This window comes from Ottowia cancrivicina (assembly GCF_029813755.1).
GTDB classification, from domain to species: domain Bacteria; phylum Pseudomonadota; class Gammaproteobacteria; order Burkholderiales; family Burkholderiaceae_C; genus Ottowia; species Ottowia massiliensis.
In genome coordinates this window covers 22,475-49,271 of record NZ_JARVII010000001.1, presented here as the reverse complement: position 1 = coordinate 49,271, position 26,797 = coordinate 22,475, and the positions used below count along the sequence as shown (strand labels likewise).

Below are 26,797 nucleotides of genomic sequence, written 5' to 3'. Positions count from 1 at the left end.
CCATGAGCGCCCTGCCTGCCAGCAGCGAACTTGATGCCCTGGTGTCCGCTGCCACCGCCGCCTTTGCCCAAGCCCCCTCTCCGGCTGACCTGGAAAACGCCAAGGCGCAATTTCTGGGCAAGGCGGGCCGCGTCACCGCGCTGATGAAAGAGCTGGCCCAGCTCGCGCCTGAAGAAAAGAAAACGCGCGGCGCTGCCATCAACCAGGCAAAGCAAGCCATTGAAGCCGCGCTCACCGCGCGCCGCCAGGCATTGCAGGAAGCCGAGCTGCAACAGCACTTGCAGGCCGAGGCGCTGGATGTCACCCTGCCGGGCCGCCAGCGCGGCGCAGGCGGCCTGCACCCCGTCTCCCTCGCGTGGGAACGCATCGAGCAAATCTTCAGCAGCATGGGCTTCGATGTTGCCGACGGCCCCGAAATCGAAAACGACTGGTTCAACTTCACCGCGCTGGGCAACCCGCCCAACCACCCTGCCCGCTCCATGCAGGACACCTTCTATGTGGACATGAACGGCGAAGACGGCCAGCCCTACTGCCTGCGCACGCACACCAGCCCCATGCAGATTCGCTACGCATCGGCCGCCGCGCAGCGCCATGCTGCTGATCTGGCCGCAGGCCGCGTGCGTGAAATCCGCGTTATCGCCCCTGGCCGCACCTACCGCGTGGACAGCGACGCCACCCACTCCCCCATGTTTCACCAGGTTGAAGGCCTGTGGCTGGGCGAAAACGTCAGCTTCAAAGACCTCAAGGCCGTGTATCTGGATTTTTGCCGCGCCTTTTTTGAAACCGACCAGCTCGCCCTGCGCTTTCGCCCCAGCTATTTCCCCTTCACCGAACCCAGCGCCGAGATTGACATTCAATTTGCCGATGGCCCGCTGGCAGGCAAATGGCTGGAAGTTTCCGGCTCCGGCCAGGTGCATCCGCAAGTGGTGAAAAACATGGGGCTGGCCCCTGAAACCCACATTGGCTTTGCCTTCGGCTCCGGCATTGACCGCCTGGCCATGCTGCGTTACGGCGTGAGTGATTTGCGCCAGTTTTTTGAAGGCGACGTGCGCTTTTTGAGGCAATTCGCCTGATGAATTGAATCGCCACCGCGAAAATTCTGCGATGTTCAAGCGATTTCTCCTCTCGTGCCTGCTGTTTCTCGCCTGCGCCAGCGTTTCGGCAAGCGAAGCGCCATCGCCTGCCGACGATTCCGATATCCGGTTTTCAGACATCGATTACAGCTACCACCCAGACTCGGAAGAAGAAAGCTGCTGCGGCACGCTCACCGTCCTGGGCAAAGCCACCAATACAGGCCGCCGGAAACTGGACCACGCGGTTTTTGAAGCCCGTTTTTTTGACGCCAGCGGCAAGCTGATTGACGCTTTCAATGATTCGACTTTCAGCCTCGGCCTTTTGCCGGGCCAGGAAATCATGGTGCGCATCAGCGATCAGGCGCGCTATGCCCCTGACCGTTACGCAAGCGCCCAGATTCGTCTGGCTTCAGGCGAATTTGAAAATGTAGAGCCGCCATCCGATTCAACCCGTCATTCAGGCATTCCGGCCATATTGATCCAGCTTTTCATGTCCTGGGGGCCGATACTGATGTTGATTGGCGTATGGCTATGGCTTATCAAACGATCCAATGCCTGCAATTATCAGAATCGACTGATTGATCTGATGAAAGAGCAAAACCAGACGCTGGAGCGGCAGGCCGCCGCCATTGAAAAAATCGCGCAAATGCAAGAAACACAAAACCTGCGCAATTGAAATATCCGACATTGAGGCCCCGAAAATGCAATTCCCCGAATCCTGGCTGCGCGAATTCTGCAACCCGCCGCTGAATACCGAGCAACTGGCTGACACCCTGACGATGGGCGGCTTTGAGGTGGAAGAAACCCGCCCGGCCGCGCCGCCGTTCAGCCAGATCGTGGTGGCCGAAATCCAATCGGCCGAGCAGCACCCCAATGCCGACCGTCTGCGCGTGTGCCAGGTGAATGCGGGCGGCCAGCCGCTGCAAATCGTGTGCGGCGCGCCCAACGCGCGGGCGGGCATCAAAGTGCCGTGCGCGCTGGTGGGCGCCGAGCTGCCGCCGGGCGAAGATGGCAAGCCCTTTCGCATCAAGCTGGGCAAGCTGCGCGGCGTTGAAAGCCACGGCATGCTGTGCTCCGCCAGCGAGCTGGGCATTTCGCATGAAGGCGCGGGCCTGCTGGAGCTGCCCGCCGACGCGCCCGTGGGCCAGAGCCTGCGCGAATACCTCCGGCTGGATGACACGCTGCTCACCCTCAAGCTCACGCCCAATCTGGGCCACGCGCTGAGCGTGCATGGCATGGCGCGCGAGCTGGCCGCGCTGGCCGATGCGCCGCTCAAAAGCTGGAGCGAGGGCCTGGCCGCCGTGCCCGCCACGGTGGACGACGCGCTGCCCGTCACCATCGAAGCGCCTGATTTGTGCGGCCGCTTTTCAGGCCGCGTCATTCGTGGGCTGAACACGCAGGCTGCCACGCCCGCGTGGATGGTCGAGCGCCTGGCCCGCTGCGGGCAGCGCAGCGTCTCGGCGCTGGTCGATATTTCCAACTACGTGATGTTTGAAACCGGCCAGCCCTCGCACATTTTTGACCTCGCCCAAATTCACGGCGGCCTGCATGTGCGCTGGGGCCGCGCGGGCGAATCGCTCAAGCTGCTCAATGGCGCCACCGTGGCGCTGGACGAAACCGTGGGCGTCGTGGCCGACGAACGCCAGGTCCAGTCGCTGGCCGCCATCATGGGCGGCGAAGCCACGGCCGTTTCTGGCAGCACGCAAGACGTGTATGTGGAAGCCGCCTTCTGGTGGCCCGATGCCATTGCGGGCCGCTCACGCCGCTTCAACTTCGCCACCGACGCAGGCCACCGCTTCGAGCGCGGCGTCGATCCCACACAAACCACGCGCGTCATCGAGCGCATCACCCGCCTCATTCTGGACATCTGCGGCACGCCGCAAACGCAAGCAGGCCCCGTCACCGACCAGCAAGCCGGCCTGCCGCAGCCTGCTCCCATCACCTTGCGCGTGGCGCGCGCGGCCAAAGTCATCGGCGTGCCGCTCACGCAAGCGCAGTGCGCCAGCATCTTCCGCCGCCTGGGCATGGCCTTCACGGAAGGCGAAGGCCAAATCACCGTCACCCCGCCCAGCTGGCGCTTTGACTTGCGCATCGAGGCCGATCTCATCGAAGAAATCGCCCGCCTGACTGGCTACAACACCCTGCCTGACACGCCGCCCGTTGCGCCCATCCGCTCCAGCGCGCGCGCCGAAACGCGCCGCAGCCCCTTCGCCCTGCGGCATCAGCTGGCCGGGCTGGGCTATCTGGAAACCATCAACTACAGCTTTGTGCAAGAAAGCTGGGAGCGCGATCTGGCGGGCAACGCCGACCCCATCCGCCTGCTCAACCCCATTGCCAGCCAGATGAGCGTCATGCGCTCCAGCCTCATCGGCTCGCTGCTGCAAGTGCTCAAGTACAACGCCGACCGCCGCGCCGAGCGCGTGCGCGTGTTTGAAATAGGCCGCGTCTTCACGCGCGACGCCAGCGTGCCCGGCAGCGCGGCCAGCGTGCGCGGCGTGCGCCAGCCCATGCGCGTGGCGGGCCTGGTATGCGGCCCCGCCGCCATCCAGGGCTGGCAAGGCAAACAGCCCGCCGCTGACTTTTACGACGTCAAGGGCGACGTGCAAGCCCTGCTCGCCCCCCGCCAGCCCGTATTTGAAGCCGCCAGCCACCCTGCCCTGCACCCGGGCCGCTGCGCCCGCGTGCTGCTGCAAGGCCAGCCCATCGGCTTTCTGGGCGAGCTGCACCCGCGCTGGCGCCAGCAGTGGGAGCTGCCGCAAGCGCCCGTGCTCTTTGAGCTGGATTTGGAAGCCGTTTTGCAGCACCCGCTGCCCCGCGCCAGCGCCCTGCCCCGCCAGCTCTCCAGCGAGCGCGACCTGGCCATCGTCGTGCCCGAAGCCGTCACCCACGCCGCGCTCATGCAGGCCATTCACGCCGCGCCCACGCAAGGGTTGCTCAAGGCCGCCGTGCTGTTTGACATCTACCGCCCCAAGAGCGGCCAAAGCGCCAGCGGCGTCAATGCTGGCGAAAAAAGCCTGGCCGTGCGCCTGACCCTGGGCGACGATCAGGCCCCGCTGACCGACGAAAAACTCGACGCCGCCGTCGCCGCCATCCTCATCCGTCTGGAAAAAGACCTGGGCGCGCGGCTGCGGGCTTGAGAGCCTGCCCAAAGTCTGCTCGTGCGTGCAGAAAGCGCGGCCTCGGGCGCCCTGCGGCCCGGCCCATCCTCGCCGCTCGGCAAACGGACAGCAAGGCCCGTCTGCGCCTTGCCGCCCACCCCCATCCGCAGCCCCTCACGGCCAGACTCTGAACGGTTCTGAAAGCGCGCCCGCCAGGCTCTGGTCAAGCTATTTTGCTCTTGAATCAGTAGCATGATGTCCTAGTGGAAACTGCGCGAAAGCCGTTTTGACACCCCTTTAATCCGCTCCTCTTTCTGATATAGCCTCATCTGCCCGCTTCGCGCAAGCTGGCAACATCCAGCCTTCCTCAAGCCCCGCCCCGCCAAAGCCGCCCATGCCAGAACAAACCGCCCACACCCTCACCAAAGCCGAACTGGCCGATGCGCTATTCGAGCAAATCGGCCTGACCAAGCGCGAGTCCAAACAAGCCGTGGACGTCTTTTTCGCCCTCATCAGCGAACGCCTCGCCGCAGGCGAAGAAGTCAAGCTCACCGGCTTTGGCAACTTCAGCACCCGCATGAAGGCCCCCCGCCCGGGGCGCAACCTGCACACGGGCGAAACCGTGCCCATCGCCGCCCGCCGCGTGGTCACCTTCCACGCCAGCCAGCGCCTGAAAGAAGCGGTGCAACAGGCACAAAGCAGCGACGGCGGGCGCTAAAGCGTCTGTCCGCAGCCCGGCCGTGGGCGCAAAGCGCAGTCTTGCAAATCCTCGGCAGGCTGCAAACAAGCGCAAAAGCTCCGCCTGCGCCTTGCCGCTCATTCCAATCCGCGCTTTCGCCCCTTGCGGCCAGACTCTGGGCGGGTTCCCGGTTTTTCGGCCCGAAGAAGAAATTTGCCGCAGCCCCGCCGTCAATCAAAAAGCCGCTGCCGCTGATGCAGCCGCCGTTCGGCCCCATGGTGAATTCGGCCTGCGGGCTGAAGACGATGCCGGGGCTGAGAACCTGTTCCCGGCCTGTCCGTGAAGGCAGAAAGCGCAAACGAACCTTGAACAGATTCCAGACCGGCCGGGGCGCAGCACGGTGCAGTCCAGGCCGCAGGCTTCACCACGGCGGCAGAGTCGCGCCAAGAATCAAGCACGCTGCGGCAGAGCGGGCCAGGCGCTTCGCCGCAGGCAGATGATGCCCATTGGGCTGATGAAGAAGCGCCGCTTCCGCTCCCCCTGGCTCTGCCGGATCACACGCCCGCGCTGGCAAGGAAAGGGTGAAGACGAAAGGCTACGGGAGAAAAGAATCAGCTCCTCAATTGATAGCATGATGTCCTAGTGGAACGTGCGCAAAAGCCGTTTTCATGCCCCTGAATTCGCTCCGCTTTTTGAGAACGAAGCGCCCATGCTGGCAGCCAGGGAAAGCCGGCTGGCCGCGCGTCAAACCCCGGAGCCAAGTTCTGAAAACCCGTTCGCAACCAAGCCGCAAGCTGGTTTCGCGGGCTTGGCTGGCGCAGGCGCGGCCCGTCACCACTGGCCGCGTTGCGCGGGCGGGGTGCTTTGCTTTTTCACTTTTTGCAAGATGGCGCGCGCGTCGGGGCGTTCGTAACGGCGGGCAAAGTCCAGGGCTGTCATGCCTTTCTGGTTGCGCAGCTGCGCATCCGCGCCTGCCTTGAGCAGACGCTGCACGGCCTCGGGGCTGCCGTAACCGGCGGCCATCATCAGCGGCGTGGTGCCGTTGGGCGAGGGGGCATTGAGGTCGGCATGGTGTTCCAGCAGCAGCTCCAGCATGGGCATGTGGCCGCTGGATGCGGCGTAGTGCAGCGGCGTCCAGCCGGTTTTGTTCACGGCCGCGCCTTGCGCGATCAGGCGGCGGGCCACGTCAAGCTGGCCTTTGAGCGCGGCCATCATCAGCGGGGTTTCGCCGCTGGCGTTTGGCTCGTCGGGCCGCAGGCGGGGCGAGGCCATGAGCGCGTCAGCCGCTTTCATGGACTCTTCCTGCAAGGCCACGAACAGGCCGGGGCGGCCGCGCTCGTCGCGCGTGTTGGGGTCCATGCCCTGATCCAGCAGCTCGCGCATGGCGCTGGCGTTGTCGGATTTGATGGCGCGGAAAAATTCGCCGGGGCTTTGCGCCAGGGCGCTGGCGGCAAAGGCGGAAAACGCGAAAAGGGCCGCCAGGGCGGCGGCGCGGGCGCGGGCAGGCAGGTGTTTGGTCATGACTGGGCGGCTTTGGTGAAAAGACGGCTGAAATTGTCGCTGGTGATGCGGGCGATGTGTTCCACGCTCTGGCCGCGCAGCTCGGCCAGGCGCGCGGCCACCAGCGGCACCCAAGCGGGCGAGTTGGTTTTGCCGCGATGCGGCGCGGGGGCCAGGTAGGGACTGTCGGTTTCAATCAGCAGGCGGTCATCGGGCACGTAGCGGGCGCTTTCATGCACGTCATGCGCGTTTTTGAACGTGACGATGCCGGAAAAAGACACGCAGTAGCCCAGCTCCAGCGCGGCGCGGGCCACTTCGCGGTTTTCGGTGAAGCAGTGAAACACGCCGCCAGCGCGCTGCGGGCCGGCTTCGCCTTCTTCGCGCAAGATGGCCAGCGTGTCATCGGCTGCGGCGCGGGTGTGTATGACCAGCGGCAGCCGCGCGGCCTGCGCGGCGCGGATGTGGGTGCGAAAGCGATCGCGCTGCCACTGAAGCTGCGCCACGCTGCGCCCGCCCTTGCGCTCGGCCAGCTGGTAGTAGTCCAGCCCCGTTTCGCCCACGGCCACCACGCGCGGCAAGGCGGCGGCGGCCAGCAAGTCGGCCACGGCAGGCTCTTGCACGCCTTCGCTGTCAGGGTGCACGCCCACGCTGGCCCAGATGTGCGGATGCGCCGCCGCCAGCGCCCGCACGGCGGGAAATTCCTCCATCGTGGTGCTGATGCACAGCGCGCGCGTGACTTGCGCGGCCTGCATGGCCGCCAGCACGTCCGGCAGGCGTTGCGCCAGTTCGGGGAAGTTGAGATGACAGTGTGAGTCGGTAAACATGGTTCAGGTCTCAGCGGAGAACACCGCGTTCATGCGGCGATTGTGCTGCGCCGCAGGCCGGGCTGGCGCCTTCCGTGACGCCTTCCGTGGCGCTTTCCGTGCGCCTTCCCGCAAGGTTGCCGCTCAATAACCGTTTCATTGACCAGAATAGGTAAAACTTCTATAGTCAATTCAGGTTCGTGAAACAGCTTGCGGCCTGTGTCTATTTCAGAGTTTTACAAATATCAGGGTGTTTCAATGAAGCGTCGCTTATTCGTTCTGTGCCTGGGCTGCCTGGGCGCTTGCCACCTTGCCGCGCAGGCGGCGGGGCGCATTTCAGCGGCCGATCCGCGCCACTTCATGCAGCCCGTGGAGCCGGGCCGCTTTGCCGAAGAAATCCAGGCGTTGGAGAGCAGCGGCGCGGTCGCGCTGCTGCAATCGGGCTACGCCATCACGCGGCGCAGCTATTACCTCGCGCCTTCTGCCGAATGGAACTCTTTCGTGAGCCAGGGCGACAGCGCGGCGGCGGCCTGGAAGGGCGAGCGCCAGAAACTCCCGGGCCGGCGCGTGGGGCAAGACTGGGTGGAGCTGTGGGCCGACGCAAAGCGCCTGCGCGCCGAGGCGCTGGTCATGAGCCAGCAGCCGGTGGACAGCAGCGGCAATTGCCTGATCGGCTACTACACGCTGGCGCGCGACCCCTCATTGAATTGACCTGAATCAACTTAAAGGCAGCGGCCTGGCAGGGCTTGCCGCGCGTGGCGGCAAGCCCTTTTTTCAGAACCCGCCTGCAATCTGGCCGTAAAGGGCCATGAAACGCAATGAGCTGCAAGGCGCAGACGGGCCAGATGCCTGCGTGCGGCCCGGCAAGGACTGACAACGCCGCAGAACGCCTGGGGCCGCGCTTTTCCCATTCACTCACGGGCAGCTTTTGGACAGTCTTTCAGCTCGCGCGAGTGGCCGCCCAAACGCTCGCAAATCGTCGAAACGCCCTCTGCCAGACTTACACTCGCAATGTCCCTTGCGCCCGGCGCAAAGGCGTTTTTCCCTAACTTTCAGGAGACAACCATGAGCTTTCAGGCTCCCGTCAAGGATTTGCTGTTCAACATCGAGCATCTGGCCCGCATCGACCAGGTTGCCAAGCTGCCCGGTTTTGAGGAGGCCGGGCTGGAAACCGCCCAGGCGGTGCTGGAAGAGTGCGCCAAGTTCAATGAAGGCGTGGTCGCGCCGCTGAACGTGGCCGGCGACAAGCAGCCCGCCACCTTCGCCGATGGCAAGGTGACCACCACCCCCGGTTTCAAAGAGGCTTACCGCCAGTTCACCGAAGGCGGCTGGCAGGGCGTGCAGCACCCCGAAGCCTATGGCGGCCAGGGCCTGCCCAAAACCATCGCCGCCGCGTGCGCCGAAATCCTGCACTCGGCCAACATGAGCTTTGCCCTGTGCCCGATGCTGACCGACGGCGCCATTGAGGCGCTGCTGATTGCGGGCTGCGAAAAGCTCAAGAGCACCTATCTGGAAAAACTCGTCTCCGGCCAATGGACAGGCACGATGAACCTGACCGAGCCGCAAGCCGGCAGCGATCTGGCGCTGATCCGCAGCCGCGCCGAGCGCCAGGCCGATGGCACCTACAAAGTGTTCGGCACCAAGATCTTCATCACCTACGGCGAGCACGACATGGCGGAAAACCTCGTGCACCTCGTGCTGGCCCGCCTGCCGGATGCGCCCGAAGGCGTCAAAGGCATCAGCCTGTTCATCGTGCCCAAGTTCCTGGTGAACGCCGACGGCAGCCTGGGCCAGCGCAATGACGTGCATTGCGTGAGCATCGAGCACAAGCTGGGCATCAAGGGCAGCCCCACGGCCGTGCTGCAATTTGGCGACCACGGCGGCGCGGTGGGTTACCTGGTGGGCGAAGAAAACCGTGGCCTGGAATACATGTTCATCATGATGAACGCCGCCCGCTACGCCGTGGGCCTGGAAGGCGTGGCCATTTCGGGCCGTGCCTACCAAAAAGCCGTGGCCTATGCCCGCGAGCGCGTGCAAAGCCGCCCCGTGGATGGCAGCCTGCCCGGCAGCGCGCCCATCATTCACCACCCCGACATCCGCCGCATGCTCATGACCATGCGCGCCCTCACCGAAGGCACGCGCGCCACCGCCAGCGTGGCCGCCGCCGCGTATGACACCGCGCACCACTCGCCCGACGAGGCCACGCGCAAGCAAAGCCAGGCTTTCTATGAATTCCTGGTGCCGCTGGTCAAGGGCTACAGCACGGAAATCAGCCTGGAAGTCACCAGTCTGGGCGTACAAGTGCATGGCGGCATGGGCTTCATTGAAGAAACGGGCGCCGCGCAGTACTACCGCGACGCGCGCATCCTGCCCATCTACGAAGGCACCACCGCCATTCAGGCCAATGACCTGGTGGGCCGCAAGACCGCGCGCGATGGCGGCCAGTTCGCCAAGGGCGTGGCCGCGCAAATCGAAGCGACCGAAAAAGAGCTGCTGGCCAGCGGCAGCGAAGCCGCCAAGTCCACCGCCAAGAATCTGGCCGCCGCCCGCAAGGCCTTCCTGGACGCCGTGGAATACGTGGCCACCAACGCCAAGCCCAACCCCAACGGCGCTTACGCCGCCAGCGTGCCTTACCTGATGCTGACGGGCAATCTGGTGGCGGGCTGGCAACTGGCGCGCGCGCTGCTGGTGGCCGAAAAGCAACTGGCCGCCGGCCAAGATGCCGAGTTCATGAAGGCCAAGATCGCCACGGCCCGCTTCTATGCGGAACACATCCTGCCGCGCACTTCGTCGCTGCGCGACGCCATCACCGGCGGCGCTGCCAGCGTGATGGAAATGGCGCTGGATTCGTTCTGAGCCAGAAAACGGACTCGCCTAGAGCCTGAAGGGCCTTGAATGGCCCTTTCCTCCCAGCCGCCAGCGCCGCAAGCCGGACTGGCGGCTTTTTTTGCGCTCTGCCCTGCCCTTTCATCCGGCGCCGTGCCAACCCGCAAACCGCTCTTTTCATCAGAAAAAGGAGCAAACTCAGGGGCGCCAAAACCCGTTTTGCGCTGGTTTCACTAGGACCTCATGCTATGAATCGAGGAGCTGAATCAGCCTCCAGCCCAAGGCGTTTGGCCTGCTGGCGGGCGAAAAGCCGCGCCGTCACGCGGCCTGCAACGCCTCGCGGGTGAGCAGCAGCACTTGATCGTCGCCCGCGCTGGTGGGCAGCCACACGGGGTTCAGGCTGGGAAAGGCCGCCTCGAAGTGCCCGCGCTCGTGGCCGATTTCCAGCACCAGCGCCGCCTGGGGCTGCATGCGGGCGGCGGCTTCTTGCAGCAGGGGGCGGATGAAGTCCATGCCGTCGCGCCCGCCGCGCTGGTTGCCGCTCAAGGCCATGTGCGGCTCGGCGCGGTATTCGGGCGGCAAGGCGGCCATGCTGTCCGCGTTCACATAGGGCGGGTTGCACAAGATGAGGTCGTACGCCGGCCGGCCCTGGCAGGCGGCCAGCCCGTCGCCTTGCAGCAGGCTGATGCGGCCTGCCAGCGCGTGTTTGGCCACGTTGATGCGGGCCACTTCCAGCGCATCGGCGCTGAGGTCGGCGGCGTCCACGGCGCAGCCGGGCCAGGCCAGCGCGGCCAGCACGGCCAGGCTGCCATTGCCCGTGCACAAGTCCAGCGCGCGGCGCGGCTCGTCCGGCAGCCAGGCGTCAATTTGCCCCTCGGCCAGCGCTTCGGCGATCAGGCTGCGGGGCACGATGGCGCGCTCATCCACATAAAAAGGCACGCCTTGCAGCCAGGCTTCGCGGATGAGGTAGGCCAGGGGCTTGCGGCTGGCGATGCGCTCTTGCAGCAGCGCGGCGGCGCGGGCTTGCGCTTGGGGCGGCACGGCCGCCGCGCCCGCATCGCCCGCCAGATCGGTTTCCAGCGGCCATTGCAGCGCATGCAGCACAAGCCAGGCGGCTTCATCGCGCGCGCAGCAGGTGCCGTGGCCGTAGCTGACGGCGGCCGCTTGCAGTTGGCGTTCGGTGTCTTGCACGAGCTGGGCGAGGGTGATCATGGCGTTTGGTTCATGAAAAAAGCGTTGCGGGCGCTGGTTTTGCCAGAAGCCTGCTCGCCGCCGGGGCGCAAGTGCCCGCAAGCGGGGCGCGCCCCGCTTGCGGGCAGCTTTTCCCCTGGCCTCTTCCTGCCGCGTGGCCTCTTGCTGGCCAGGGCGCATCAGAAAAAGGAGCGAATTCAAGGGCATCGAAATGCCGTTTCGCGCTGGCTGCACTAGGACGTCATGCTATGTAAAAAAGAGCGAAACAAGGCTCTTTTCCCGTGCATGCCAGCCCGCCTCACAGCACCTCGCTGGCGTAATCGGCCAGGCGCGAGCGCTCGCCACGGGCCAGGGTGATGTGGCCGCCGTGGGGCCAGCCTTTGAAGCGGTCCACGGCGTAGGTCAGGCCGCTGGAGCCTTCGGTGAGGTAGGGGGTGTCGATTTGCGCGAGGTTGCCCATGCAGATGATCTTGCTGCCGGGGCCGGCGCGGGTGATCAGGGTTTTGATTTGCTTGGGGGTGAGGTTCTGCGCTTCGTCGATGATGACCCAGCGGTTGAGGAAGGTGCGGCCGCGCATGAAGTTCATGCTCTTGATCTTGATGCGGCTGCGGATGAGGTCGCCCGTGGCGGCGCGCCCCCAGTCGCCAGCGGCGCTGCCCGCGCCCTGGGTGAGAAATTCAAGGTTGTCATCCAGCGCGCCCATCCACGGGGCCATTTTTTCTTCTTCGGTGCCGGGCAGAAAGCCGATGCCTTCGCCCACATTGACGGTGGCGCGGGTCATGATGACTTCGGTGTAGCGGCGCTCGTCAAGCACTTGCGCCAGCCCGGCGGCCAGGGCCAGCAGGGTTTTGCCGGTGCCCGCAATGCCGGTGATGGTGACGAAGTCAATACCGGGGTCCATGAGCAGGTTGAGCGCGTGGTTTTGCTCGCGGTTGCGGGCCGTGACGCCCCAGACGGCGTTTTTGGGGTGGGTGTAGTCCTTGAGGGTTTGCAAGGTGGCGCTTTGGCCGTCCACTTCGGTCACGCGGGCGTAAAGGCTGCTTTGGCCCGGGGCTTCGTACCAGACGAACTGGTTGGGCAGCAGGCTGGCGGCGAGCTTGCCGCTGATGCGATAGAAGGTGTGCGCGCCGTCGGGCCAGCTTTCAAGGCGGCTGCCCTGATCGGCCCAGAAGTTTTCGGGCAGCGCAAGCGCGCCGCTGTAGAGCAAGTCGCCATCTTGCAAGGTTTTGTCGTTTTCATAGTCTTCGGCGGCCAGACCAACGGCGCGCGCCTTGACGCGCATGTTGATGTCTTTGGTGACAAGAACGACAGGGCGGCCCGCGTGTTGCTGCGCGAGGGCGGCGACAACTTCCAGAATCTGGTTGTCGGCCTTGCCCTGCGGCAGCAGCTGGGCCGTGGCGGCGTGCAGCGGGGCGGTCTGAAACCAGAGCTTGCCGCCCGCCTCAAGGTGCCCGCCTGCGGACAGGGGCAGGCCGGCGGCCATGTCGGCATGGGCCACGAGCAGGTCAAGCTGGCGGCTGACCTGGCGCGCGTTGCGGGCGATTTCGCTGGCGCCTTTTTTGTGCGCATCCAGCTCTTCGAGCACGACCATGGGCAGGAAGATGTCGTGCTCTTCAAAGCGGAACAGGGCCGTGGGGTCGTGCAGGAGCACATTGGTATCCAGCACGAAGAGCTTGACGGCTTCCGGCGCGGCGGCGCGGCGGCTTTTTGCGGCCTTCGCGGGCGTTTTGACGGCGGGCCGGGCGGCAGGCGGCTGGCTTGCAGGCGGCTGGGCGGCGGGCGGCGCTGCGGGCACGGCGGCGTTCAGCGCAAGGGCTGGCGCTTGCGTGGCCTGTGCGGCGGTTTTTCTGCTTTTGGCGGGCGCGGCCCTGGCGCTGCGGGTTTTGCGGGCGGCGGCGTTATGGGCATCACGATCGGTATAAGCCTGCGCAGGCAAAACGGCGGCGCGCTTGGCTGGGGCGGGTGGCAGGGGCGGCATGTGTGTTTCTCCGGATCATGGCCAGCGCGCTCAAAAAAGCCGCAGCGCGTGAAGGCATGAAAACGTTTGAATGTGCGGCGAAAAGAAAGCCGCTCCGTTTTGGGGCGGAGCGGCTGCATGCATTGGAACGGTTGGGGCGGCTTGAACGGTCAAGCTGGCGCTCAGGCGCTGGCGGATTTGGCCGCCCTGCTTGCCGGAGCGGCTTTTTTCACGGCTTTTGCCGTTTTGGCGCTGGCTGCGGTTTCAGGGGCTTTTTCAGATTTTGCGGCCTTTTCAGCTTCCACGGTTTTCGTGGTTTTTGCCGCCTTCGCGGTTTTTGTGGTTTTCGCAGTTTCCGTGGTTTTCGGGGTTTTTTCAGGCGCTTTTTCGGCTTTGGCAGATTGGGACGCTTTCCCGGTTTTCGCGGTTTGTGTGGCTTTTTCAGCCTTGGCGGATTTGGGCGCTCTTACGGGTTTATCTGCTTTTGCGGTTTTGGCGGTTGAGGCCGTTTTTTCGCTCTTTTGCGCTTTTACGGGCTTTTCAGCCTTTGCGGTTTTGGCCGGTTTCTCCGCCTTGGCCGTTTCTTCAGCCCTGGCTGGTTTTTCAGCCTCGGCTGGCTTTTCACTTTTTGCAGGCTTTTTCGCGGCTTTTTCGGCCGTTTTCCGAAGGGCGGATTTTTCCTTATGCCCGCTCAAGGCCCTGACGGCCTCAAGCACTTCGTCCACGTGGCTGTGATCATCGTCCTTCACGCTCACGCGGCGCCATTCCTGCACGAGAACGCCTTCGGCATTAATGAGGAAAGTGCTGCGCTCAATGCCTTTTACCTTGCGGCCATACATGATTTTGTTTTTGACCACGCCGAACATATGGCACATTTTCTCTTCGGTATCGGCAATCAGCTCGAAGGGCAGTTTCAGCTTGGCCTTGAAGGCGTCGTGCGATTTCATGTTGTCGCGGCAGACGCCGAAAACGGTGGCGCCCGCCTTGACGAATTCTTCGTGCTGATCGCGAAAATGCGAGGCTTCAGCCGTGCAGCCGGGGGTATCGTCCTTCGGGTAGAAGTAGAGCACCAGCACCTGCCCCGCATGAGAGATGTTGGTGACCTGGACTCCTCCGGTGGCCATGGCTTCAAATTCGGGCAGAGGTTTGTTGATGACGATCGCCATTGAAATTCTTGCTTTCTTGGAGGAGGGACCAGACAGCGCCTTGTTTTGGGCCTTTTGAAGCCTCAAGGCATGCGCACTGCACATCAAAGCGGGCGATTTTAACCGATTGGCTCCATCAGTAAGGCCAGCAATACGCGCCTGCCTTCATCGGCCAGGATGTTGAAGGTGCGGCAGGCGGCGGGCGTGTCCATGGTTTCCAGGCCGATACGTTTTTCCACCAATGGCCTGATCCATGCGGGCTTGGGAAAACGCAGCCGCTGCCCGCTGCCGAAAATGACCAGCTCCGGCCCTTTTTCGGCCAGGCCGGCAAAAGCGGCTGCATCCAGCGCCTCGAATGAATTCACGCCCCACGGCGTCCACGGCTGGCCTGCTTGCAGGATCAGGCTCTGGCCGATGCGCTCCGCGCCAAGGGCGATCCAGCCGGGGCCGTAGGCGGTAATGGTGTGGGCGTGAGCGGGTTCGGGCTGGAATTTCATGGAGGCAGGTTCAAAATGGCGGTTTTTTCCCGCGATTTTGCTCCGCAGCCATGAACCCCATCCGCAAATCAGCCAAGCTGGCCCACGTGCTTTATGACGTGCGCGGCCCCATCGTCGATGCCGCACGGCAGATGGAAGACGAGGGCCAGAAGATCATCCGCCTGAACATCGGCAACATGGCGCCCTTCGGCTTTGACGCGCCCGAAGAAATCCAGCAGGACATGATCCGCAACCTGCCCAATTCGGCGGGCTACTCCGACAGCAAGGGCCTGTTTGCCGCCCGCAAGGCCGTCATGCACTACTCGCAGCAGCAGGGCGTGGCGGGCGTCACGCTGGAGGACGTGTACCTGGGCAACGGCGCCAGCGAGCTGATCGTGATGGCCACGCAGGCGCTGCTCAACGATGGCGATGAGCTGCTCGTGCCTTCGCCCGACTATCCGCTGTGGACAGCCGCCGTCAGCCTGGCTGGCGGCAAGCCCGTGCACTACGTGTGCGATGAAGAGCATGGCTGGCTGCCCGATCTGGACGACATGCGCCGCAAAGTCACGCCGCGCACGCGGGGCATCGTCGTCATCAACCCCAACAACCCCACCGGCGCGCTCTACCCTGATGAAACGCTGCGGGGCATCATCCAGATCGCCCGTGAAAAGGGCCTGATGCTGCTGGTCGATGAGGTGTACGACAAGATTCTTTACGACGGCGCGCGCCACACCGCCCTGGCCAGCCTCTGCACGGATGTGCTCGTGCTCACCTTCAACTCCCTGTCCAAGGCCTACCGCTCCTGCGGCTACCGCGCCGGCTGGATGGTGATTTCGGGCGACAAAAGCATGGCGCGCGACTACATCGAGGGCCTGAACATGCTCGCCAACCTCAAGCTGGGCAGCAACGTGCCCGGCCAATACGCCATCCAGACCGCGCTGGGCGGCTACCAGAGCATCCAAGACCTCGTCAAGGAAGGCGGCCGCCTGCGCCGCCAGCGCGATCTGGCCTGGCAGCTCGTCACCGCCATACCGGGCGTCACCTGCGTCAAGCCGCAGGCGGCGCTGTACATGTTCCCCCGGCTGGATGCGCGCATGTACCCCATCGCCGACGACCGCCAGTTCTTCATGCAAGTGCTGCGCGCCACGCGCGTCATGCTCGTGCAAGGCAGCGGCTTCAACTACCCGGACAACCACCACTTCCGCCTCGTCTTCCTCCCTTATGAAGACGACCTGCGCGAAGCCCTGGGGCGCCTGGCCCGCTTTCTGGAGCAATACCGCCAGCGCCACACGGGCGAAACCCTTGCCGCGCCCGCCAGCCCGGGCGCAGCCAAAGCCGCCCCGAAAGAAACAAAACCGGCACCCGCCGCATAAGCCCGCCCGCGATCCGCCCGCAAGGCGCGAGCCAGCAGGCAGCCCGCGCCGCAAACCTGCCCGCCAGAATGAACCAAAAACAGGAGCAAATTCAGGCCGGTCGAAATACCGCTTCGCGCAATATCCACTAGGACCTATTGCTACGGATAGAGGAGCAAACCAGGCGCACCCGCCCAGCCCTTGTCGCGGCCTGCGCCCTGCCTGCACTCCGCTCCACGCGCGGGCCTGCCGCTTGCCCTGAACCGGCTCTCAGCGCCTGACCACGATGGTTTTGCCTATGGGCATGAGCGCGATGGCAGCCAGCTTCAGATGCTGCCAGCCGAAGGGAATGCCGATAAGGGTGACAAAGCACACCAGCGCCGAACCAAGATGGCCCAGGGCCAGCCAAAGGCCCGCAAACACGAACCAGACGAGATTGCCCAGCAAGCCCAGCGCGCCCGTGCCCAGGTCATCGCGGCCCGTGACCTGGCGGCGATCCACCGCCTCGCGCCCGAAAGGCCACAAGGCAAACTGCCCAATCACAAAACACGCCCGCGCCCACGGCAGGCCAATGAGGGTGATGGCCATGATCACCCCCGCCAGCCACCAGCCCAGCGCCATGGGCAAACCGCCCAGAATGAACCAGAGAAGATTGAACAAGAAGCGCAGCATGGCGTTTTCGTCTTTCAGAAAGTGGGAAGGGAGCAAGCGGGCAGGCCAACCCCGCAAGACCGCCAGCCCGGCTGGCGGCGGCCGGTGGAATATAGGCAACGCCAGGCAAGGCGCATGCAAGTCAGCGCGCAAGAAAGCAGACGGGCTGCGGTCAGCAGGCGCTTTCACCCTGTTTTCGCTCTTTTATCCATAGCATGATGTCCTAGTGGATACTGCGCAAAGGCCGTTTTCAATCCCTTGAATCCGCTCCTGTTTTTGATGTGAAACCGCTTGCGGCGGCGGCCCGGGCCGTCTGGAAGAACAGGGCGCTGGCGTGCTTTCGCGTATGGCATATTTCTCTTCATGCCCCAAGCTCTCCACGTGCCCTTGCCTGAACGCCTGCGCCCGCGCACCCTGGCGCAAGTGGTGGGGCAGCAGCACCTGCTGGGCGAGGGCATGCCGCTGCGGCTGGCGTTTGAATCGGGGCAGCCGCACAGTTGCATTCTCTGGGGGCCGCCGGGCACGGGCAAAACGACCATCGCACGGCTGATGGCGCAGGCGTTTGACGCGCAGTTCATCACCATCAGCGCCGTGCTGGGCGGCGTGAAAGACATCCGCGAAGCCGTGGAGCGCGCCCAGGCCGCGCAAGAGGGCCTTGCGCCGCAGGCCACCATCGTGTTTGTGGATGAAGTGCACCGCTTCAACAAAAGCCAGCAGGACGCCTTTTTGCCGCACGTGGAAAGCGGCTTGTTCACCTTCATCGGCGCCACCACGGAAAACCCCTCGTTTGAAGTCAATTCCGCCCTGCTTTCGCGTGCGGCGGTGTATGTGCTCAAGGCGCTGGAAGAAGCGGATTTGCGCGAAATCCTGGCCCGCGCCCTGGCCGCGCTGGACGGTCTGGCTGCCGAGCCGGCCGCATCTGACCGCCTGGTGGCCTATGCCGATGGCGACGCGCGCCGCCTGCTCAATACGCTGGAGACGCTGGCGGTGGCCGCGCGCGCCGAAAAACGCGCACTCATCACGGATGAGTGGCTGCTGAAAGTACTGGGCGAGCGCCTGCGCCGCTACGACAAGGGCGGCGAGCAGTTCTACGACACCATCAGCGCCCTGCACAAAAGCGTGCGCGGCAGCGACCCGGACGCCGCGCTGTACTGGCTGGCGCGCATGCTCGATGGCGGCGTGGACGCGCGCTACATCGCCCGCCGCCTGATCCGCATGGCCAGTGAAGACATCGGCCTGGCCGACCCGCGCGCCTTGCGCCTGGCGCTGGACGCTGCCGAGGTTTATGAGCGCCTGGGCAGCCCCGAAGGCGAGCTGGCGCTGGCCCAGTGCGCGCTGTATCTGGCCGTGGCCCCCAAGAGCAACGCCGCCTACGTGGCCTACAAGCGCGCCCGCGCCTTCGTGCGCGAAGACGGCACCCGCCCCGTGCCCATGCACTTGCGCAACGCGCCCACCCAGTTGATGAAGCAGCTGGGCCACGGCGCGGGCTACCGCTACGCGCATGACGAACCGGACGCTTTTGCCGCTGGCGAGCGCTATTTGCCCGACGGCATGGCGCCGCCCGGCTTTTACGAACCCGCGCCGCGCGGGCTGGAAATCAGGATTGGCGAAAAACTGGCCGAGCTGGCGCGGCGCAATCAGGCCGCAGCAGGCGGCCCGCCAGCGGAATGAAGCCGCAGCCGAAGCGAACGCGCGCGGGCAAGGCCAGACAAGCCCCGGCAAGCCAAGGGCAAACCCGAAATCCGGCGGAAGGGGTGTTGCTTACAAACCATCAAACCCTGTAACTATTTGGCATTTCCCAAATGAATTTGCGCCCGGCCCCGGCAGCGGGGCCATAAACGGCGGTGGCCTAGGTATCATGCAGAAATCCGCCGGTTTTCTTGCGGATACAACTGGCATGAAGTCTGTAACACATTCTGCGCAGCGCATGCCGGTCTCCCCTTTCGTTTCACGCCAACTCCAAAGATAGGAAAAACTCATGCGCACTGACATGTTTCAACAGGTGCTGGAAGAACTCAAAGGCTCTTCCGCAGACGTCGAAGCCTCGGCTTTGATCTCGACCGACGGTCTGATGATTGCCTCCTCCCTGCCCAACGGCATGGACGAAGACCGGGTAGGCGCCATGTCAGCCGCCCTGCTGTCCCTGGGTGACCGCGCAGCGCGCGAACTGGCTCGCGGCACGCTGGAGCGCGTGCTGCTGCAAGGCGAGCGCGGCTACGTGATCATGAGTTCCGCTGGCAGCGAAGCCGTGCTGACGGTGCTGGCGCGCCACAACGCCAAGCTGGGCTTGCTGTTTCTGGACATCAAGCGCGCCGCAGAAGCCCTGGCCAAGATGGTCTGATTGCAGGAGGCTTGAAACATCATGGCCATGCCAACCATGCAGCCGCCCGCCGAGCCGGCGCGGCAATGTGAATACAAGTACTTTGACGGCGCAACCCGCACGCTGTACGTGACGGAAAAGGAATTTCCCTATCCGGAAGGGCGCCTCATCATCTCGCGCACGGACCTGAACGGCATCATCACCCACGCCAACGAGGCGTTCGTGGAGCTGTCCGGCTGGAACCGTGAAGACCTCATCGGCCAGCCCCACGCCATCTTGCGCCACCCCGACATGCCCGCAGCCGCCTTCAAAGACCTGTGGGACACCCTCAAGGCCGGCAAGAAGTGGTTCGGCTACGTGAAAAACCTGCGCAAGGACGGCGGCCACTACTGGGTGTACGCCACGGCCGTGCCCAACGTGCGCAACGGCCAGGTGGTGGGCTACACCTCCGTGCGCCGCGAGCCTTCGCGCAAGAAGATCGAGGAAATGACCGCCCTGTACAAGAAGATGCTGGCGGAAGAAAAAGGAGGCCAGGCATGACGCTGAACTTGTTGATTGCTCCCGACTTCGCGCCTGAACGCTTTGCGGGCTGGCACATGCTCAACACGCTGCTGCAAAAAAAATCGGGCATTCACATCCATCTGATGACGCCCGCTTCGGCCGCCGAGCAGGCCGAGCTGATTGCTTCCGGCAAAGTCGATGGCGTTTACGCCAATCCGTTTGACGCGGCTTCCATGATTCGCGATGCTGGCTACAAGGCCATCGCGCGCCCCATCGCCAAGTCGGACGAAATGGTGATCGCCACTGGCGCCAACACGGCCTACGAAGCGGCGCGCGACCTCAAGCCCGGCTGCACCATTGCCCTCACGGACAACCGCGACGTCAAGCTCATCGGCCTGCGCCTGCTGGAAGTGGCCGATTTGAAAGAGGCTGACATCAAGTGGAACCTGGTGGAAAACTACCAGGCTGCCGCGCGCCTGGCCATCAAGGGCGAGGTGGATGCCGCTTTTTTCCTGGCCGAAGCCTACAACTCGCTTTCCGGCCTGACGCGCAAGCAGATGAAGGTGCTGGTGGAAAGCAAGCTGGCCGACATCACCCACGTGTTTCTGCTGAATTCGCGCATTTCCGCAGAAGACAGCGCCCGCTTCGCGCAAGCCCTGCTGGAGCTCAAGGGCACGCCAGACGGCCAGCCCGTGCTGGACGAGCTGGGCATGAGCGGCGGCTTCGAGGTCATGGCCGAAGAAGACGCCGAATTCATGATCGACCTGATGGACACCTTGCTGGAGTGAGCCTGGCTTTCGCCTGGCTTGCCTGACGCCGCTCATGCAAACCCCTTTGCCACAAGCGCCGGAAACCGCCAGCTGGCATGCGCGCGCCAGCTTTCGCGCTGCCGGGCGGCGCGTGCTGCGCGATCCGGCCCGGCGCGAAGCGCATTGGCAGCGGGTGCAGGCCGCGCTGGCGCTGCCCGGCAGCGAACCCGTTCAGGGCGCGCTGGTGGACATGCTTCACGCCTGCCCGCCTGACGCCGCAGACTTTGAGACGAAGTGGCAGCAGTTGGGCGTGGCCAGGCGGCTCGCCCCTTTGACAGCCAAGTCTCTCCATCAGGCGGGCCGCAGCGGGCAGGCGCTGCCCCGCGTCAGCCGCTATGCCACGCGCTGGTGCGTACTGGCCGCGCCCGCGCTGGACGGCCCGCGCCGCGCGCTGCTGTGCGGCGCGGATGACTCCAGAAACATGGCTGCCACGGCCTTGCGGGCCATCGGCAGCGGAGACACCTCGGAGGAGCAGCATTTTCTGGCGCATTGCGAGGGCGCCCACGATGCACTGGCCTTCATGCTGGCGCGCCGCGCGTTGCTGCGGCAGGGCATAGAGCCAGGCCCCGAATGGATGCGCGTGTTTGCCTTTCTCCAAGGAGAAAAAGAATGAAGAAGATACTGTTGGTCGGCCTGACGGACCAGGAAGCGGCCGCCATCGAAATCATGATTGGCATGAACTGGCGCGATGCCCAATGCACCGTGCTGCGCCGCAGCCTTTCGCTGGCCATGCCCGAGCAAACGCCCGAGGCGCTGGCCTGCACGCATTGCGTGGTGGACTTGTTCGGCCTGGGCATGCGCAAATACAGCGCCGAAAACGCCGAGCGCCTCATGGCCTTTCTGGGCGGCCGCTCCGCCGTGGCGCTGGCCTGGGGCGCCGATGGCGGCGGCTGGACGGGGCAAAAGCTGCCTCTGGCTGCCGGCCAGGTGCTGGAGCTGCTGGTCATGCCCTATTCCAGCCACGACATGAAAACGGCGCTGGGCAAGGTGCGGGAAGGCAAGGCGCCGGCGGAAATGGCCGCTGCGCCAGCGGGCCGCGCCTCTGCCGCGTCTTCCGGCGGCCTGGGCCAGATCCTCAGCCAGGCCCGCACGGGCAGCGGCCCCGCGCCCGGGCCTGCGCCCGACAAGGAAGTCGGCCTGCTCAAAGGCGCCATCCCCATTCTTCTGCATGCGTTTCCCGACTTGCAGGGCAATCCGTTTTTCAGGCTGGTGCAGCAAATCATCAGCCATGAAGGGCCGCAGGTTCTGACCTTTGGCGATGAAATGTTCTTCATCCTCGCGCCGCGCGAGGGCTGGATCGCATCGCCCCTGCCGCTGGCCAGCATGGCCAAGATGGCCGCCTCTTCCAGCCTGCTGGGCAGCGCAAAGGCAACGCCGCTGCCCCCGCATCAGGTGGAAGAAGAGCTGCGCCGGCACTTTGGCGAAGGCTTCCGGCAGGCGCAAAAGCCGCTGGATTTTCTGTGCTGGGTGCTGGCCGACAGCACGCTCCGGCAGAACCCGCCGCAGCGCAGGGCCGATCTGCGCTTTCGCCTGCGGCGCTTTCCCAATTTCACGCTGCTGCCCAACACCAGCAACTTTGAAATCCAGCTGGCGGCCATCTGCTCGCGCGCGCCCCAGTCGCTGGAAAAACTCTGCCGCAGCTTTCCACAGCACGACCCAGCCGACATTGCGCGCTTTGCCATTTTGTGCATCGTCTCCGGTTCGGCCGTGGCACTGCCGGCTTCCGCGCCCATTGCCGCGCCCGCGCCCGTGCCTGCGGCAGCTGCCAAGCCTGCCCACGCCCAGGCCGCGCGCAAGGGCTTTTTCAAATCACTGCTCGACAAGCTTTTCTGATCTTTTATGGCGAATGTTTACAAGCTCGTATTTGCCGGCCCGGTAGGCGCTGGCAAAACCACGGCCATCCAGTCCCTGTCGGACATCGAAGTGGTGCGCACGGAGGCCAACGCCACCGACGAAGTGCGCCTGCTCAAGCAAACCACCACCGTGGCCATGGACTACGGGCGCATGAACCTGCCCAACGGCGATCAGGTGCGCCTCTTTGGCACGCCTGGCCAAAAGCGCTTTGATTTCATGTGGGACATCCTCACTGAAAACGCCCTGGGCCTGGTGCTCATGCTCAATGCCGCCTCGCCCGACCCGGTGGACGACTTGCGCTCTTACGTGAACGCCTTCCGCAGCTTCATAGACAGCACGGCGCTCGTGGTGGGTCTCACGCACGTTGAAAACGGCAGCTGGGACACACGCCAGCGCCTGGCCCGCGAGCTGGACCAGATGGGCCTGTCGGCCTCCGTCATGGACACCGACGCCCGCAGCCGCGCGCACATGTCGGCGCTGGTCAAAGCGCTCATCTACGGCATTGATCCCTTCACCGGCGTCGAGTCCTGAACCGGCAGCCTGCCCCGCTCACCATGCTGAACCCGCAAGCCCCGCAGGGCGCGCAAGCCGCCCCACGCGACCCGTTTTTGATGCTCACGCCCGCTGGCGCGCTGCGCGCCCATGCCAGGGCGCAGCCTGACAAAGACGGCGCCGAGCTGCAAACGCTGATGAACGGCCTGGGCGCGCCCCTGCGCAGCGCCTGGCTGGCCGAATCGCCCGCCCGCCGCGCCCTGCTGACCGAGGCGCTGCAAAAAGGCTGGGTGCAGGAAATGGCCCATCCCCTGGCCGCGCCCAACGTCTCGCTGGACAGCTACCTGCCGCACGCCATCGCGGGCCTGTCAGGCGAGCGCATGGCCGCGCTCTCATCCGACGAAGGCTTTTGCCTGGCCCGCGTGGGCTACAGCGAAGACGAAGCCGAGACCCTGTGCGCCGCCGCCGTGGAGTTCTTTGACTTCGCCGCCCGGCAAAAGCAGCGCGGCTGGCGCGGCGGACAGGCCATTTGCATGCACGAAGACCTTGACATGCTCATGCCCCGCACCACCTTCATGCTCTTCTGGGTGGACGGCATCGGCTACTGGATCATCGTGGGCGGCGAGCCGCTGCTCAACAACAACGCCTTCGTGGAACTGGTGTGGGGCCTGCGCGCGGCAGGCGTGCGCTTCAGAATGAAAACCGAGCGCCGCCCCTCCATCCTCAAAGGCGAAGTTCAAGACACGCACAAGCCTTCCATTCTCAAAGGCGAGGTCACGCTGGAGCAGGCGCCTTCCATCCTCAAGGGCGAAGTGCGCATTGAACAAGCGCCCTCCATCCTCAAAGGCGAGGTTCAGGACACGCACAAGCCCTCCATCCTCAAAGGCGAAGTTGTGCTGGAGCAAGCGCCCTCCATTCTCAAGGGCCAAGCCTGAGCTTTTGAGCCTGCGGGCAAGGGGCCGATTCAAGCAGCAGCGTCCCGCCATCCGCCCGCTGCGCGGAAAACGCGGCCCGGAACAGGCGCGGCATTCACAAAGAAGGAACCAAGCTATTTCGCTCCTGAATCCATAGCATGATGTCCTAGTGGAAAGTGCGCGAAACGGCATTTCAGGCCCTCATATTTGCTCCTGTTTTTAGGGCCTGTTCAGCGTCTGGCCGTGAGGGGCTGCGGATCGGAAGGGCTGCAAGACGCAGACGGGTCTGGTGAGCCGAGGGTTTGCAAGACTCACGAGCGCCTGAGGCCGCGCCTTCCGCGCCCGCAGGCAGATTGCCTACAGGCCCTGAAGCTGCGGGAAGTCCGCTTTCCGCCTTCGTCAGCCTTGGCCCGTTTCGGCTGCCGCAGCGTCTTCCGGAGGGTCAGCCAGGGCGGCTTGCAGGTAATCCGCCGGCAGGCCGTCGCGCGCGGCCAGGGCTTGCAGGCTGTGCCCGGCGGCCAGGTCTTCGCGCAGCGATTGCAGCCAGCCGTCCAGCCCGCTGGAGAGCGAGCGGCCCGCTTTTTCGCCTTCGTGGGTGACGCGGCCTTCGCCGCTGACGCCGTATTTGTTGGCGTAGCCGCGCGGGGTGACCATCAGGCCGTGGCGCGTGAAGGTGTGGCTGTTGCCAATGAGCACGGTGCTGAGCATGCCGATGTCGGCTTCGGCCATGTGCGCCAGCGTGGTGTGCGCAATGTGCTGGCGGCGGCGCCACGCGCTTTTGACGATGGCCACGGGCGTGCCGGGGCTGCGGTGGCGCAAGAAGATGCGCTGCGCCTGCACGATCTGGCGCGTGCGGCGGCCGCTTTTGGGGTTGTAGAGCGCGGTGACGAAATCGGCCGCCGCCGCCGCTTCCAGCCGGCGGGCAATGGCGGGCCAGGGCGTGAGCAGGTCCGAGAGCGAGATGGCGCAAAAGTCGTGCGTGAGCGGCGCGCCCACCAGCGCCGCGCAGCTGTTGAGAGCCGATGCGCCGGGGATGATTTCAACCGTCACGTCGTCATCGGGCGTCCAGCCGGCCTGAAAGAGCACTTCATACGTGGGGCCGGCCATGCCGTAAACGCCCGCGTCGCCCGAGGAGATGAGCGCCACTTTCTTGCCCTGGCGGGCTTTTTCGAGGGCGCTGATGGCGCGGTCAATCTCTTCGGTCATGGCCTTGCGGATGACTTCCTTGCCCTCCAGCAAATCGGCCACGAGCTTGATGTAGGTGACGTAGCCAATGACGACATCGGCCTGGGCAATGGCTTCGCGCGCGCGCGCAGTCATGTGCGCGGCATGGCCGGGGCCGATGCCCACCAGCGCGATGGAGCCGCTGCGGGCGGGCGCGGGTGAAGAAGAAGGGGAAAGCGGGTTGGCGTCGTTCATGGGTTCAGTCATTGGGCAAAGCGGCCGATTTTGGCGGCACGCGCGCGATGGAGACCGTGGCGTTGCGCCCGTCGGGGCCGCGCAGGCGGTGTTTTTCCACCACCAGCGCGCTCATGGGCGCGGGCTGCTGCCCGCCGCCCGCTGCCAGCAGCGCGGCTGCCTCGCTGACCGATGGCGTGCCGGTGTAGTGCAGCACGGTTTCAGACGGATTGGGCACGGGCACGGCGGCCAGTTCGGCGGGCGTGTAAAAGCGCATGGGCCAGCCGCGCTCGTCCACCAGCGCCAGCAGGCCCGGCTCTTTTGCCTTGAGCGTGATGCTGGCGGCCGCCACGATGTGCCCGGGCGCAATGCCCGCGCGCGCCAGCGCCTGCTCCAGCGCGGCGCGCAAGGTTTCAAGGGGCGTTCGGCTGTCGCAGCCCAGGCCCACGGCAAAGAAAGAAGTCATGCGGCTGAATCCAAGATCAATGAAAACAAAATCGTGGCATATGCCTTGAATATCCATCCGGGGCCATTCCGGGAGCGGCGTTTCAGGCGCAGCCCGTCAGATTCTGAACAGGTTCTTACAATTTGCGCCGCCTCATTTTTCAGGAGCAACGCGCCGTGCAACCGCCTCTTTCTCCCATGCCGCCCCGCCGCAGCGGCAGCAGCAATCTGTTCGCCGTTTTCGCCCATCTGGGCTGTTTTTTCTTTCCCATTCTCGTGCCGCTGGTCATTTACCTGCTCACCAAGGATGAACCCGGCGAACAATTCGCCGCTGGCAACGCGCGTGAATCGCTCAATTTCCAGATCACGCTCTGCATTGCGGGCATGGTGTGCGGCATTCTGATTTTTGCCGTCATCGGCCTGGTTTTGCTGCCCCTGCTGGGCCTTTACGGCGGCGTTTGCATCATCATCGCCGCCATCAAGGCGGCCAACGGCCAGATCTGGCGCTATCCGCTGACTTTGCGGCTCATCAAATAAAGCGGCTCTTTGTCTTTCCGGAGTGACGATTCGGGCGGGGTCAAATAAAGCACCAGGCGGCCTTTGGCCTTTTCCCACCATTCAGACTGGATCGCCGCAGCGTCCGCCGTGGCCCAGAGCACGGCGGCGAAAGCATCCAGCGGCACGTCGGTCATGCGGCTGAAAACACGGATGTTGGCGGGCAGCGGCGCGGCGTGCGGCCACCAGTGGCGCAGGCAGCCCGCTTCCTGAACGAAGGCCACCGGCTCGCCATTGACCACGCAGGCTGCGGCGCGCGTGAGGTTTTCCTTGGGCGCAATGGCCCGCCAGCCGTGCTCGCGGCCCAGAATGTCCACGGCCAGCGTGCCCATGACGTCTGACGCAGTGGTGATGACCGGCACAGCCCCCAGCAGCGCCGCCACGCGCTGCGCCCATTCATTGGCGCCGCCCACGTGGCCGGAGAGCACGGCAATGGCAAAGCGCCCCGCTTCGTCCACCACCACCACGCCGGGGTCCTCCGCCTTCGACTTGAGGTGCGGCGCCAGCAGCCGCACCATCGCCCCCAGCGAAACAAAGCACACCAGCTGCTCATGCGCGGCCAGCAGCGGGCCGATTTCGCCGCGCAGAGCGCCTTCATAAATGCGCCGGGGGTTGGGCAGCTCCGCCAGCGGCGCGGCCCACCTGGCCGGAGCGCACACCGTGGCCTGCGGCCAGTGCCGCGCCAGCCGCGCGGCCAGCGCCACGCCCTGGCGGGTGATGGCCAGCAGGGCAATGCGGGGCAAGGCGCCAGGTGAAGAC

Annotated in this window: 25 protein-coding genes and 1 pseudogene; 16 read left to right on the top strand and 10 right to left on the bottom strand. The window is 64.8% G+C overall.

Features of this window, described 5'->3' with window-relative positions:
• The first annotated feature begins 2 nt into the window (after positions 1-2).
• The 4 genes from pheS (at position 3) to QB898_RS00235 (ending at position 4,889) form a co-directional block, all read left to right on the top strand.
• Entirely contained in the window at positions 3-1,073 is a 1,071-nt protein-coding gene (pheS, locus tag QB898_RS00250) for a phenylalanine--tRNA ligase subunit alpha (RefSeq protein ID WP_279523325.1), read from the top strand.
• Positions 1,074-1,077: 4 nt separating this feature from the next.
• Entirely contained in the window at positions 1,078-1,749 is a 672-nt protein-coding gene (locus QB898_RS00245; RefSeq protein ID WP_279523324.1) for an FxLYD domain-containing protein, read from the top strand.
• 25 nt (positions 1,750-1,774) lie between these two features.
• On the top strand, positions 1,775-4,210 hold the full coding sequence (gene pheT, locus QB898_RS00240) for a phenylalanine--tRNA ligase subunit beta (RefSeq protein ID WP_279523323.1): 2,436 nt from the start codon (positions 1,775-1,777) through the stop codon (positions 4,208-4,210).
• A gap of 355 nt (positions 4,211-4,565) precedes the next feature.
• Positions 4,566-4,889 (top strand): integration host factor subunit alpha, encoded by a 324-nt coding sequence (locus QB898_RS00235; protein ID WP_279523322.1) that lies wholly within the window; start codon positions 4,566-4,568, stop codon positions 4,887-4,889.
• Positions 4,890-5,681: 792 nt separating this feature from the next.
• On the opposite strand, the gene QB898_RS00230 is transcribed toward QB898_RS00235, so the two are convergent.
• Together QB898_RS00230 and QB898_RS00225 are read right to left on the bottom strand one after the other, a co-directional pair.
• Entirely contained in the window at positions 5,682-6,371 is a 690-nt protein-coding gene (locus QB898_RS00230) for an ankyrin repeat domain-containing protein (protein ID WP_279523321.1), read from the bottom strand.
• Positions 6,368-7,174 carry a TatD family hydrolase gene (locus QB898_RS00225; protein WP_050715891.1) on the bottom strand — a complete coding sequence of 269 codons (807 nt, stop codon included), beginning with the start codon at positions 7,172-7,174 and terminating at the stop codon, positions 6,368-6,370. The genes QB898_RS00230 and QB898_RS00225 overlap by 4 nt, the downstream gene beginning before the upstream one ends.
• Positions 7,175-7,411: 237 nt before the next feature.
• Between QB898_RS00225 and QB898_RS00220 the strand changes: the two genes are divergently transcribed.
• Positions 7,412-7,864 (top strand): hypothetical protein, encoded by a 453-nt coding sequence (locus QB898_RS00220; protein ID WP_279523320.1) that lies wholly within the window; start codon positions 7,412-7,414, stop codon positions 7,862-7,864.
• A 354-nt stretch (positions 7,865-8,218) separates the two neighbouring features.
• A complete protein-coding gene (locus QB898_RS00215; RefSeq protein WP_279523319.1) occupies positions 8,219-10,009 on the top strand; it encodes an acyl-CoA dehydrogenase C-terminal domain-containing protein in 1,791 nt (596 codons plus the stop codon).
• Positions 10,010-10,297: 288 nt separating this feature from the next.
• Here the strand turns inward: QB898_RS00215 and prmB are convergent, their stop codons facing one another.
• The 4 genes and pseudogenes from prmB to QB898_RS00195 all read right to left on the bottom strand — a co-directional run bounded on the left by prmB (position 10,298) and on the right by QB898_RS00195 (position 14,769).
• On the bottom strand, positions 10,298-11,191 hold the full coding sequence (gene prmB, locus QB898_RS00210) for a 50S ribosomal protein L3 N(5)-glutamine methyltransferase (RefSeq protein WP_279523318.1): 894 nt from the start codon (positions 11,189-11,191) through the stop codon (positions 10,298-10,300).
• A gap of 277 nt (positions 11,192-11,468) precedes the next feature.
• Positions 11,469-13,148 (bottom strand): PhoH family protein, encoded by a 1,680-nt coding sequence (locus QB898_RS00205; RefSeq protein WP_279523317.1) that lies wholly within the window; start codon positions 13,146-13,148, stop codon positions 11,469-11,471.
• Positions 13,149-13,804: 656 nt separating this feature from the next.
• Positions 13,805-14,293, bottom strand: a pseudogene (locus QB898_RS00200) (peroxiredoxin); the annotation flags it as partial.
• A gap of 98 nt (positions 14,294-14,391) precedes the next feature.
• Positions 14,392-14,769, bottom strand: a complete 378-nt coding sequence (locus QB898_RS00195; RefSeq protein WP_050715885.1) for an Mth938-like domain-containing protein — start codon at positions 14,767-14,769, stop codon at positions 14,392-14,394.
• Between the two features lie 50 nt (positions 14,770-14,819).
• Here QB898_RS00195 and QB898_RS00190 point away from each other — a divergent pair, with 50 nt between their 5' ends.
• Positions 14,820-16,121: a pyridoxal phosphate-dependent aminotransferase gene (locus QB898_RS00190; protein ID WP_279523316.1), complete on the top strand. Its 1,302-nt coding sequence runs from the start codon at positions 14,820-14,822 to the stop codon at positions 16,119-16,121.
• 249 nt (positions 16,122-16,370) lie between these two features.
• On the opposite strand, the gene QB898_RS00185 is transcribed toward QB898_RS00190, so the two are convergent.
• Positions 16,371-16,772, bottom strand: a complete 402-nt coding sequence (locus QB898_RS00185; protein ID WP_050716568.1) for a YccF domain-containing protein — start codon at positions 16,770-16,772, stop codon at positions 16,371-16,373.
• A 342-nt stretch (positions 16,773-17,114) separates the two neighbouring features.
• Between QB898_RS00185 and QB898_RS00180 the strand changes: the two genes are divergently transcribed.
• From QB898_RS00180 to QB898_RS00145, 8 genes are all read left to right on the top strand, one after another.
• A complete protein-coding gene (locus tag QB898_RS00180; protein ID WP_279523315.1) occupies positions 17,115-18,422 on the top strand; it encodes a replication-associated recombination protein A in 1,308 nt (435 codons plus the stop codon).
• A 307-nt stretch (positions 18,423-18,729) separates the two neighbouring features.
• Positions 18,730-19,092 carry a roadblock/LC7 domain-containing protein gene (locus QB898_RS00175; protein ID WP_050715882.1) on the top strand — a complete coding sequence of 121 codons (363 nt, stop codon included), beginning with the start codon at positions 18,730-18,732 and terminating at the stop codon, positions 19,090-19,092.
• A gap of 21 nt (positions 19,093-19,113) precedes the next feature.
• On the top strand, positions 19,114-19,611 hold the full coding sequence (locus QB898_RS00170) for a PAS domain-containing protein (RefSeq protein ID WP_050715881.1): 498 nt from the start codon (positions 19,114-19,116) through the stop codon (positions 19,609-19,611).
• Positions 19,608-20,360 carry a phosphate/phosphite/phosphonate ABC transporter substrate-binding protein gene (locus QB898_RS00165; RefSeq protein WP_279523314.1) on the top strand — a complete coding sequence of 251 codons (753 nt, stop codon included), beginning with the start codon at positions 19,608-19,610 and terminating at the stop codon, positions 20,358-20,360. Before QB898_RS00170 ends, QB898_RS00165 begins: the two co-directional genes overlap by 4 nt.
• A 34-nt stretch (positions 20,361-20,394) precedes the next feature.
• Positions 20,395-20,994 (top strand): hypothetical protein, encoded by a 600-nt coding sequence (locus QB898_RS00160; RefSeq protein WP_279523313.1) that lies wholly within the window; start codon positions 20,395-20,397, stop codon positions 20,992-20,994.
• Positions 20,991-22,214 (top strand): hypothetical protein, encoded by a 1,224-nt coding sequence (locus tag QB898_RS00155; RefSeq protein WP_279523312.1) that lies wholly within the window; start codon positions 20,991-20,993, stop codon positions 22,212-22,214. Before QB898_RS00160 ends, QB898_RS00155 begins: the two co-directional genes overlap by 4 nt.
• A 6-nt stretch (positions 22,215-22,220) precedes the next feature.
• Positions 22,221-22,766: a GTP-binding protein gene (locus tag QB898_RS00150; RefSeq protein ID WP_050715877.1), complete on the top strand. Its 546-nt coding sequence runs from the start codon at positions 22,221-22,223 to the stop codon at positions 22,764-22,766.
• A gap of 23 nt (positions 22,767-22,789) precedes the next feature.
• The gene (locus tag QB898_RS00145; RefSeq protein ID WP_199170925.1) at positions 22,790-23,662 is read left to right on the top strand and encodes a hypothetical protein; all 873 of its coding nucleotides are present in this window, start codon (positions 22,790-22,792) and stop codon (positions 23,660-23,662) included.
• Between the two features lie 378 nt (positions 23,663-24,040).
• On the opposite strand, the gene cobJ is transcribed toward QB898_RS00145, so the two are convergent.
• Both cobJ and QB898_RS00135 read right to left on the bottom strand, forming a co-directional pair.
• Positions 24,041-25,060 carry a precorrin-3B C(17)-methyltransferase gene (cobJ, locus tag QB898_RS00140; RefSeq protein ID WP_279523482.1) on the bottom strand — a complete coding sequence of 340 codons (1,020 nt, stop codon included), beginning with the start codon at positions 25,058-25,060 and terminating at the stop codon, positions 24,041-24,043.
• Positions 25,061-25,064: 4 nt separating this feature from the next.
• Positions 25,065-25,505, bottom strand: a complete 441-nt coding sequence (locus QB898_RS00135) for a cobalamin biosynthesis protein (protein ID WP_279523311.1) — start codon at positions 25,503-25,505, stop codon at positions 25,065-25,067.
• Between the two features lie 155 nt (positions 25,506-25,660).
• On the opposite strand from QB898_RS00135, the gene QB898_RS00130 reads away from it, so the two are divergent.
• A complete protein-coding gene (locus QB898_RS00130; protein ID WP_279523310.1) occupies positions 25,661-26,020 on the top strand; it encodes a DUF4870 domain-containing protein in 360 nt (119 codons plus the stop codon).
• On the opposite strand, the gene QB898_RS00125 is transcribed toward QB898_RS00130, so the two are convergent.
• Positions 25,990-26,781 (bottom strand): cobalamin biosynthesis central domain-containing protein, encoded by a 792-nt coding sequence (locus QB898_RS00125; RefSeq protein WP_346429786.1) that lies wholly within the window; start codon positions 26,779-26,781, stop codon positions 25,990-25,992. The genes QB898_RS00130 and QB898_RS00125 overlap by 31 nt on opposite strands.
• Positions 26,782-26,797: the final 16 nt, after the last annotated feature.

What these genes read in the sequence shown, in the direction of transcription:
- pheS (WP_279523325.1), top strand. Translation starts at nt 3, where the DNA reads ATGAGCGCCCTGCCTGCCAGCAGCGAACTTGATGCCCTGGTGTCCGCT.
- pheT (WP_279523323.1), top strand. Translation starts at nt 1,775, where the DNA reads ATGCAATTCCCCGAATCCTGGCTGCGCGAATTCTGCAACCCGCCGCTG.
- QB898_RS00235 (WP_279523322.1), top strand. Translation starts at nt 4,566, where the DNA reads ATGCCAGAACAAACCGCCCACACCCTCACCAAAGCCGAACTGGCCGAT.
- QB898_RS00230 (WP_279523321.1), bottom strand. Translation starts at nt 6,371, where the DNA reads ATGACCAAACACCTGCCTGCCCGCGCCCGCGCCGCCGCCCTGGCGGCC.
- QB898_RS00225 (WP_050715891.1), bottom strand. Translation starts at nt 7,174, where the DNA reads ATGTTTACCGACTCACACTGTCATCTCAACTTCCCCGAACTGGCGCAA.
- QB898_RS00220 (WP_279523320.1), top strand. Translation starts at nt 7,412, where the DNA reads ATGAAGCGTCGCTTATTCGTTCTGTGCCTGGGCTGCCTGGGCGCTTGC.
- QB898_RS00215 (WP_279523319.1), top strand. Translation starts at nt 8,219, where the DNA reads ATGAGCTTTCAGGCTCCCGTCAAGGATTTGCTGTTCAACATCGAGCAT.
- prmB (WP_279523318.1), bottom strand. Translation starts at nt 11,191, where the DNA reads ATGATCACCCTCGCCCAGCTCGTGCAAGACACCGAACGCCAACTGCAA.
- QB898_RS00205 (WP_279523317.1), bottom strand. Translation starts at nt 13,148, where the DNA reads ATGCCGCCCCTGCCACCCGCCCCAGCCAAGCGCGCCGCCGTTTTGCCT.
- QB898_RS00195 (WP_050715885.1), bottom strand. Translation starts at nt 14,769, where the DNA reads ATGAAATTCCAGCCCGAACCCGCTCACGCCCACACCATTACCGCCTAC.
- QB898_RS00190 (WP_279523316.1), top strand. Translation starts at nt 14,820, where the DNA reads ATGAACCCCATCCGCAAATCAGCCAAGCTGGCCCACGTGCTTTATGAC.
- QB898_RS00185 (WP_050716568.1), bottom strand. Translation starts at nt 16,772, where the DNA reads ATGCTGCGCTTCTTGTTCAATCTTCTCTGGTTCATTCTGGGCGGTTTG.
- QB898_RS00180 (WP_279523315.1), top strand. Translation starts at nt 17,115, where the DNA reads ATGCCCCAAGCTCTCCACGTGCCCTTGCCTGAACGCCTGCGCCCGCGC.
- QB898_RS00175 (WP_050715882.1), top strand. Translation starts at nt 18,730, where the DNA reads ATGCGCACTGACATGTTTCAACAGGTGCTGGAAGAACTCAAAGGCTCT.
- QB898_RS00170 (WP_050715881.1), top strand. Translation starts at nt 19,114, where the DNA reads ATGGCCATGCCAACCATGCAGCCGCCCGCCGAGCCGGCGCGGCAATGT.
- QB898_RS00165 (WP_279523314.1), top strand. Translation starts at nt 19,608, where the DNA reads ATGACGCTGAACTTGTTGATTGCTCCCGACTTCGCGCCTGAACGCTTT.
- QB898_RS00160 (WP_279523313.1), top strand. Translation starts at nt 20,395, where the DNA reads ATGCAAACCCCTTTGCCACAAGCGCCGGAAACCGCCAGCTGGCATGCG.
- QB898_RS00155 (WP_279523312.1), top strand. Translation starts at nt 20,991, where the DNA reads ATGAAGAAGATACTGTTGGTCGGCCTGACGGACCAGGAAGCGGCCGCC.
- QB898_RS00150 (WP_050715877.1), top strand. Translation starts at nt 22,221, where the DNA reads ATGGCGAATGTTTACAAGCTCGTATTTGCCGGCCCGGTAGGCGCTGGC.
- QB898_RS00145 (WP_199170925.1), top strand. Translation starts at nt 22,790, where the DNA reads ATGCTGAACCCGCAAGCCCCGCAGGGCGCGCAAGCCGCCCCACGCGAC.
- cobJ (WP_279523482.1), bottom strand. Translation starts at nt 25,060, where the DNA reads ATGAACGACGCCAACCCGCTTTCCCCTTCTTCTTCACCCGCGCCCGCC.
- QB898_RS00135 (WP_279523311.1), bottom strand. Translation starts at nt 25,505, where the DNA reads ATGACTTCTTTCTTTGCCGTGGGCCTGGGCTGCGACAGCCGAACGCCC.